The sequence below is a fragment of the Paenibacillus sp. OT2-17 genome, from assembly GCF_009827695.1.
Classification (GTDB): domain Bacteria; phylum Bacillota; class Bacilli; order Paenibacillales; family Paenibacillaceae; genus Paenibacillus; species Paenibacillus polymyxa_B.
In genome coordinates this window covers 1-8,121 of the sequence record NZ_WUDQ01000143.1, presented here as the reverse complement: position 1 = coordinate 8,121, position 8,121 = coordinate 1, and the positions used below count along the sequence as shown (strand labels likewise).

The window sequence follows — 8,121 nt, the reverse complement described above, 5'->3', positions numbered from 1 at the left end:
CATGCGCTCTTTGACCGCAGACAACGTGACTTCAGCCGCTTCTTGTGCGCGCTCTGCGGATTGGGCTAAAATACGTCCAATTTCACCGGATTCCCGGATGTCGCGATAGCGCTGCTGAATCGGTTCAAGCATAGCTACAACCGTCTCTGCCAGTTCTTTTTTAAATGTTCCGTACATTTGACCTTCATAGCGATCCTGCACTTCTTGAAGCGACAAACCGGAACACTGGCTGTAGATGCCCATCAGATTACTAATTTCCGGTTTATTGGCTGGATTATATCTAACCTCACTGCCAGAATCGGTCGTAGCGCGGCTAATTTTCTTGCGTATGACTTTCGGTTCGTCCAGCAGGGCAATAAAGCTGCCTGCATTCGGATTGCTCTTACTCATTTTTTTAGATACATCATCCAGGGACATAATTCTCGCCCCTACTTCAGGGATATACGGTTCGGGAACAGTAAAATAATCTCCGTAACGGTGATTAAAGCGACCCGCCAAATCGCGTGTCAGCTCCAGATGCTGTTTCTGATCGTCGCCTACCGGAACGAGATCCGCGTTGTAGAGCAAAATGTCAGCTGCCATCAACGATGGATATACGAACAGCCCTGCTCCTACGGAGTCCTTGCCTGCCGCTTTGTCTTTAAACTGAGTCATACGTTCCAGCTCGCCCATATTCGTCAGTGTTGTCATCAACCATCCCAGCTCAGCGTGCTGAGGAACATGGGATTGTAAAAAGACATTGGATTTCTCCGGGTTAATACCTGCTGCGATAAATAATGCCGCTACCGCCTCCGACTGCTCACGTAATTGGGCCGGTTCCTGCGGTACGGTAATTGCATGAAGGTCCACGACCATAAAGTAACATTGATGATCCTCTTGCAATTTGACAAAGTTTTTCATTGCACCAATGTAATTGCCCAAAGTAAGTTGTCCACTAGGCTGAATACCTGAAAGTACAGTTTTCATATTCTTCCTCCTCCGTTTATTTCAAAATTAGAACGCAAAAAGGCCCCGCATCCTCAAGGGACGCGAGACCGTGGTACCACCCTTATTCATTGCCGTCAGCCTATTCCTTGTCGGAGCTATGCTCCGTGGCTGCCTGCAATCTTAAAGCTCCGTTAACGGGGAGCAATCGGCCGTCATACTGAGGACAGTAGAATCCTGTTCTGTGCGGCACTCCAAGGTCCATTCAGCAGTGCAGGCTCACCGATTCCCATCTACCACCGGCTTTCTGAAGAGCTTATGCGAAAGCTTACTTGTCCTCATCATCGCGTTATCCATGTCATTACTTTCTAAACTACATTAATGATAATTCCGCATAATGTTATTGTCAAATGACGATTGTGCCCTACGATCAAAAATCTGTTATCATAATGACACGAAGCTTCAACCGATTATAGTGGACAAAGGAGCATGGATATGAAACAAGTGACCAAAGAACACTGGAACGGTTACGACACGTATGTTTTACATAGTGGTGAACTCGAAGTTACGATGATCCCTCGCCTCGGGAATAATATTATCTCAGTGCGTGATCTGAAGCTCGACCGGGATATCGTACGTCGGCCTGGTGAGGAAGAATTGGCTTTCTATTTACAAAAGCCTTATCATTTTGGCTTGCCCATTTTGATTCCTCCAGGCCGAATTCGCAAGGGACAATTTGAGTTTGACGGTGTTCCTTATCAGTTCGACCGAAATACTGCCAATGACAATCATATACACGGTCTGCATCGTAATCAATCCTGGCGCTGCAGTGATATTGAAGAGGATGAAGAAGGTTGCAGTGTTACTACCGAGCTTTTAACAGAAAGTGATCCTCACTGGATGGAACAATTCCCCATTCCTTTACGTCTGGAGATGACGTATCGCTTACAGGGTGCTGTATTAAGTCAAACGCTGCGCGTAACGAATTTGGGTGAAAAAGCAGCTCCATTTGGCTTGGGATATCACACTTGGTTTATGGTGGACGGAGAACCTGAGCGCTGGCGCCTAAAGCTGCCTGTGAATGGCGTCTATGAGCAGGATGCTGAACAGCTACCTACAGGTATCATTACTTCGTTGGACGACTTGGAACAGCTCTCTTCGGGACTTTCTCTGAAAGGAACAAATCTAGATACGCTGCTGCGGGCAACGGAAGGCCCTGCTGAAGCTCTTTTGACCCGTGACGACGGTTATCAAATCCGCTACACAGCAGATGAGCAATACTATAAGTATTGGGTTTTATATACCAAAGGTGAATGCGACCAGTATCTTTGCATTGAGCCTTATACATGGCTGCCTGATGCGCCCAATTCACCTGATCCTGTCGGGGAAGCCGGGCTGATCCGTCTGGAGCCTCAGCAATCCATCGACCTCAAAACTCAGATTCATATCATATATCCGTAATTTTCCTCTAGTCACTTTTCTTCCTTCGGCGCATATTTTCATAACTCTGTCGCATACTAACCTCATCACAGCCGAAGGAGGTGACTACACATGAATGAAGCTAATCAAGGCAGAAGCCGTCGCAGTAACAACCTAGTTGTTCCTCAAGCCAACAACGCATTGCAACAATTGAAATATGAAGCTGCACAAGAGCTGGGCATCACCATTCCGGCAGATGGTTACTACGGTGACATGCCATCCCGTGAAGCTGGTTCTCTGGGAGGCTATATCACTAAACGCTTGGTACAGCTGGCCGAACAGCAATTATCAGGTCGTTCAGGTCAATAAGCGTCATTATTCCGCGTGAGCATTCCGTTCATCGTAATTTACCAAAATGCGTTATAACGGGCATATAACAAAGGCGGTCTTCCCTAGGAAGGCCGCCTTTTCTTTACTCTTTTTTATCAGGATTTTGCAAAATTCGATTCCAGTCGCTCCGAAGTGCAAGATATAGACGAACTAACCATTTCGATCTATATCTTGTTCATTGGAAGTCGCTTATGGGATATTTGCAAAATTCTCATATAAATGTTTATTCCGAATTAGCCGCTCGGTATGTAGGCTTGTTGTAGCGGATCATGAGATTCGCCATGTTGTAGTTGGACTCCAGTGTTGCATCTACCAAAATCGTTCCTTGTCTGATGGCAAAATCGAAAGCAATCTCACCATGAGTCCAGCTACGCTTATGATTTAGCGTTTCTAGGGCCATACGCCGAAAATCCTCCCGATGCTTTACTGATAACCCCGGTTCTACTGCTGCAAATGTGCCACCTTTACCTGCAAGCGGATTATGACGAATCCCAAATTTCCCAACTACATTGTTACGTATTTGTACAAATACGATACCTGACGACAAACCCGCCAGTTCATTATCCAGTTCTTTTAAAACGATATCCATCTGCCTTACCAACGACAATTGACCTACTTCATCCATTACAAAAACCCTCCTATATACCTTATCCAAAAATATTTAATAGGTCTTACGGCTCAATTATATGCGAAGATTTTTAACCTTACAATCAAAACCAACATAATTGGGTATTTATAACTATTTTCTAAGTATATCCATCATTTTAAATTTCGCCAACAGGTAATGTTAATTACACTTCGACATTTTGCGACTTTGTTCATCATCTTCTGCAAAAATTACAAAAAAGGCCTCCCTCGTGGGAGACCTCTAAAGTGTAAATCCGTTATTTTGTCATTTGTAAAAATTGCTCAATATCCTGAACAGTAACTTGCGCAGCATTACGCCAGAAGTCAGCCTGTGTTAAATCGGTACCTAAGTGCTTGGAAGCCAATTCTTCGACTGTCATGCGACCTGTATCACGCAGCAAGGCATCATATTGGTCGGCGAAGCCGTCAGGATTTTCCTTCGCAAAAGCGTAAATTCCTGCACTGAACATATACCCGAATGTGTACGGGAAGTTGTAGAATGGAGTATTCGTAATATAGAAATGCAGTTTGGATGCCCAAAAATGAGGATGAGCCTCATCCAGGACACCACTAAACGCTTCACGCTGCGCTTGTTCCATCAACTCGCTTAATTGTTGTGCTCCTACGACTCCTTTTTTCCGCAGCTCGTAAAAACGGGTTTCAAACAGGAAACGGGCATGAATGTTCATAAAGAAGGCTACACCACGCTGAATTTTATCCTCCAGCAAAGCCACCTTTTCCTGACCCTCGGCAGCTTCCAGCAACGCATCTGATACAATTAGTTCTGCCAGCGTCGATGCCGTCTCAGCTACGTTCATGGCATAATTTTGATTCAATGGGTGCAATTCATTCATCACATGCTGATGATAACCGTGTCCGAGCTCATGGGCCAGTGTCGAAACATTGGATGGTGATCCGGCATAGGTCATAAAAATACGGGTCTCTTTGCTCAGACGCAGAGATGTACAGAAACCACCCGGACGTTTGCCTGGACGATCTTCTGCTTCGATCCAGCTTTTCTCAAAAGCCATTTGGGCAAATTCAGCCATTCTCGAGCTAAATTTACCAAATTGCTCAACAATCGTTACAGCAGCATCGTCGTAAGGGATTTTAGTAGTTGACGTCCCCAGCGGAGCTTCAACATCATGCCAGGACAGCTTCTCTAAGCCCAGCAGTTTTGCTTTCCGCTCCAAGTATTTGACTACAATAGGCTTTGTTTCATTAATAACCTGCCACATCGTATCCAGCGTTTGTGCAGACATACGGCTGATTTCCAGCGGTTCCTTAAGCACATCTGTCCAGCCTCGTTTTTCATATAGCTTCAGACGGAAGCCTGCCAAATGATTCAATGTATCCGCGCAATAGTCCTCTACCTGAGCCCATGCCTCTTCCCAACGTGCAAACACGTCTTTACGTACGCTGCGATCTGCTTCATCCAGCTTATTAGCTGCCTGACCTACAGACAGGTTTACGATCTCGCCATTTTCTGGCACAGGGATCGTCATATTTTTGACAATGGTATCATAAAAGTCGCCCCAGCCATGGTAGCCATCCACTGCCAGATCCAATGCAAGGCTTTCCAGCTCAGGAGCCATTTTTTCACGTGCTTCGTTCCGATATTCGGTCAGGACAAAAGAAATCGGCTGGATAGCTTCCCGCTCCATCCATTTCTGCCAAATGTCTTCACTGGTTTGTGCCAGCAAGTTCTGGAAAGATACTAAAGCACTTTTTCCTTGGGCATATAGCGTATTGACACGCGCACCCAGTTGAACAGCCAGCTTGTCGTGCTGGTTTTGAGCAGTTAGACAAGAGACAAAGGAACCCGCCTGCGACGCACCATTAAACAGCTCCTGTATGCTATTCAGTACACTATCCAGACGCTCGGTATCCAATACCGTTTGTGGTACTTTGGCTGCTTTAAGCTGAGCTTGCAGTTGTTGGACCTTGCTTTCCATTTCTTCCAAAAATGCAAGAAATGAGGCAGAGGAAGATCCTCCGCTAAAAATAGATTCCAGATCCCATGTTTGCTTTAACGGTGTTTTCATAATAGTTCCACCTTTCTTTTTTGGCGAATTCTTGTGGTTTCATATACAATAAAGCTACATCGTGATAGTAAATCACTACAATTGGGAGGAAAACAGGATGAGACCCTTACAAATTTCGCCGGAAACGGCTGTGAAATTATCCGAAAAGCTCGGCATTCCGCTGGAACACCTTATGCATACACCCCAGCACATTTTGATGCAAAAGCTAGCCGAACTGGCTAAAGAAGAAACCGCTGACCCGAACGGCGGAGAATCGGACAAATCATGATCCCTTTTCATAAAACCTGGCCTTATGACATCGTCATGGGAGACGTTTATGTACAGTCTTGTCCGTTTTGCGACCATGATAATGTTTTGCTGCCCCTGAAGCCAAAAGAACTTAAGCTCATACACGAAGGTATGAAAAAGCTGCTTGTGTTTCCATGCTGCCATAACAAGGTTACTTTAGTGGATTGTGATGACGATTATTTGCTGTCAGATACCACATTGCGTCATCATTAATTCATGAGGCAGTTGTAAGATAAGATAACCCGTTTTACAAACAAGGTGTGAACCATGAGCCTAAATCGGCCATAGTGCACACCTTTATTTCTTCAGGAGGAGCTTGCGTCTTGCATTTCCTCTGGCAGTTGGTAATTTTTAGCCAGCATTTGTTCTCGCAGTACAGACCACTGTTCACGGGAAGCCCGGATCATGGCTGCATCCATAATCTTTTTGTCATTAATGACACGCGAAAACCAGCGTACCGCTTCGTTAAAGTTGCCTGTACGTCGATGCAATTCACCAATCAGATAAAGCAGTTTGGCATTATTCGCCCCGACACCCTCCAGCTCATAGACCCGAACATAAGAATCCAGGCTAAATTTGAGAAAGCGAAGCTCCTGCTCCTCATTTCCCTGGTATCTGTACATCCAAGCGATATGCTGTAATAGACTAGCTACTACGCGTTCCTTTTCTCCGATGACCTGGGCACATAGTAAACCCAGTTTATACGTTTCTAATGCCTCTTCCCAGCTACGATGCCCGCCATATTCGCGAGACTGCCAGCGATTACCGATTTTATCCTTGAATATCTTGGTTTGCTGTTCGCTTAACTGAACGGTAGAGTGCTCTGTCGAGGTAAATCCACAATGAGGACAGACCCTTACGACATAAAAATCCGGATTTTCATTCTTATAATAAGCACAAAAATCTGAATCCGTACGATTGGCCTTCTTTAGGCTTGGTCTTACACGGGATGTCTGAAATTCTTCTTCGCAATGTGGGCAAATGATTTTGATCTGATATAACGGTTCAAGTTCCAATGTTTTTACAACCCTCTCCAAAATTCGGCAATCCCCGAAAGCTTACGGGGTATTTACAAAATGATGCGCAGGACCAGACAAACGGTTAAGTATGATTGAACGAAGCGGCTCCTCAATGCCCGTATCCGTTAACGCACCTGCCATACAAGACAACCATGCCTCTGCTCGCTCCTCCGTTACGGGAAACTTCATATGTCTGGCACGTAACATCGGATGACCATATGCATCAGAAAAAAGGGACGGTCCTCCAAAAAACTGGCTCAGGAACATATACTGCTTTTCCTTAACCGGTTCCATGTCTTTAGGAAACAGGGGACTTAACAACGGATCTTTATAAACTCTCGGGTAGAAGGCCTCAATAATAGCACGAACACCTTCCGCACCCCCAAGGTTGTCATAAATGCTCAGGCTAGGGTTCACTTTTCCTCCAACTTTCTGTGCTATGGTAATAAATATACACCCGTATTATAACAAAAAACAAAAAATGACGCTAAAAATAAGCGTCATTTTATCAATTTAACATATGAAGAGGGTGTGCTTCGTTGCACACAGCTTCGTCATTCTATAAACACAACTAATAACTCCGCCAATCCTCTTCACCGGGATGGACGAGAGAGGCACGAATAACATACACAAAAGCACATACGAACAGACCGGCAACGATACTCATCCTGATCACTCCATCCTTAAGGTTATGGATCGTTGTTTTCCTATTTTAACATACTATTTACAAAAATACAGCATTAGATGTAACCGTTTTCTTTGATTTTTTTGTACTCTTTGTCCATCCCCGACATAGGTATATTAGTACAACTCCAAAGGAGGGGCCTCTATGTCGCTATACCGTCGTTACTCGCTTCCTCTGCTCATCCTTACACTGCTATTCCTGTTTATGCTTATGGCTGTATACCCGCAATCTTCTCTGAATGCCGGGCTTCGGGGGCTTGCCATCTGGTGGGACGTGCTGTTTCCGTCTTTATTCCCGTTTTTCGTTATTTCCGAGCTTCTCCTCGGTTTCGGAATTGTTCATTTCATAGGTGCGCTGTTGGATCCGCTGATGCAGCCTCTATTCCGTGTACCTGGTTGTGGGGGTTTTGTCGCTGCAGTCAGCTGCGCATCCGGTTACCCGATTAGAGCTAAACTAACAGCCAAGCTGTGGGAGCAAAAATGGATCACACGCATTGAAGGAGAGCGTTTGGTCGCGTTTACCACTTCCTCTGATCCGATATTTTTGATCGGTGCGGTTTCCGTTGGCTTCTTCCATCAACCAGAAATTGCACTCGTACTGGGCGCGGCCCATTATGGTGGCGTGCTCATCATCGGGCTGCTTATGCGCTTCCACGGTTCCCATTCAGGGGAAACAGATACTCGCAGCGACCGCCCTCAACCTACTCAAAAAGCCTGGTCGAAGT

General features: G+C 45.4%; 10 protein-coding genes. 5 read left to right on the top strand and 5 right to left on the bottom strand.

The window, feature by feature from the left end:
* The coding region (trpS, locus tag GRP75_RS15310; RefSeq protein ID WP_160789724.1) for a tryptophan--tRNA ligase at positions 1 to 966 on the bottom strand (966 nt) is incomplete at its 3' end.
* A 453-nt stretch (positions 967 to 1,419) separates the two neighbouring features.
* On the opposite strand from trpS, the gene GRP75_RS15305 reads away from it, so the two are divergent.
* Positions 1,420 to 2,385, top strand: a complete 966-nt coding sequence (locus GRP75_RS15305) for an aldose 1-epimerase (protein WP_023990203.1) — start codon at positions 1,420 to 1,422, stop codon at positions 2,383 to 2,385.
* Between the two features lie 90 nt (positions 2,386 to 2,475).
* Complete coding sequence (locus GRP75_RS15300) at positions 2,476 to 2,712, top strand: alpha/beta-type small acid-soluble spore protein (RefSeq protein WP_013311861.1); 237 nt, start codon at positions 2,476 to 2,478, stop codon at positions 2,710 to 2,712.
* Positions 2,713 to 2,956: 244 nt separating this feature from the next.
* Here GRP75_RS15300 and GRP75_RS15295 read toward each other — a convergent pair whose 3' ends face one another.
* Together GRP75_RS15295 and GRP75_RS15290 are read right to left on the bottom strand one after the other, a co-directional pair.
* A complete protein-coding gene (locus GRP75_RS15295) occupies positions 2,957 to 3,358 on the bottom strand; it encodes an O-methyltransferase (protein WP_160789723.1) in 402 nt (133 codons plus the stop codon).
* A gap of 259 nt (positions 3,359 to 3,617) precedes the next feature.
* A complete protein-coding gene (locus GRP75_RS15290) occupies positions 3,618 to 5,405 on the bottom strand; it encodes a M3 family oligoendopeptidase (protein ID WP_160789722.1) in 1,788 nt (595 codons plus the stop codon).
* A gap of 97 nt (positions 5,406 to 5,502) precedes the next feature.
* Between GRP75_RS15290 and GRP75_RS15285 the strand changes: the two genes are divergently transcribed.
* Together GRP75_RS15285 and GRP75_RS29785 are read left to right on the top strand one after the other, a co-directional pair.
* Positions 5,503 to 5,673 (top strand): YycC family protein, encoded by a 171-nt coding sequence (locus GRP75_RS15285; protein ID WP_014277894.1) that lies wholly within the window; start codon positions 5,503 to 5,505, stop codon positions 5,671 to 5,673.
* The gene (locus GRP75_RS29785; protein ID WP_023990206.1) at positions 5,670 to 5,906 is read left to right on the top strand and encodes a hypothetical protein; all 237 of its coding nucleotides are present in this window, start codon (positions 5,670 to 5,672) and stop codon (positions 5,904 to 5,906) included. The genes GRP75_RS15285 and GRP75_RS29785 overlap by 4 nt, the downstream gene beginning before the upstream one ends.
* Positions 5,907 to 5,998: 92 nt before the next feature.
* Here GRP75_RS29785 and GRP75_RS15275 read toward each other — a convergent pair whose 3' ends face one another.
* Both GRP75_RS15275 and GRP75_RS15270 read right to left on the bottom strand, forming a co-directional pair.
* A complete protein-coding gene (locus GRP75_RS15275) occupies positions 5,999 to 6,709 on the bottom strand; it encodes a DUF2225 domain-containing protein (protein WP_202404149.1) in 711 nt (236 codons plus the stop codon).
* Between the two features lie 42 nt (positions 6,710 to 6,751).
* Positions 6,752 to 7,129, bottom strand: a complete 378-nt coding sequence (locus GRP75_RS15270; RefSeq protein WP_023990208.1) for a globin domain-containing protein — start codon at positions 7,127 to 7,129, stop codon at positions 6,752 to 6,754.
* A 412-nt stretch (positions 7,130 to 7,541) separates the two neighbouring features.
* Between GRP75_RS15270 and GRP75_RS15265 the strand changes: the two genes are divergently transcribed.
* Positions 7,542 to 8,121, top strand: a 580-nt coding sequence (locus GRP75_RS15265) for a nucleoside recognition domain-containing protein (RefSeq protein WP_337194230.1), incomplete at its 3' end; no start/stop codon positions are given.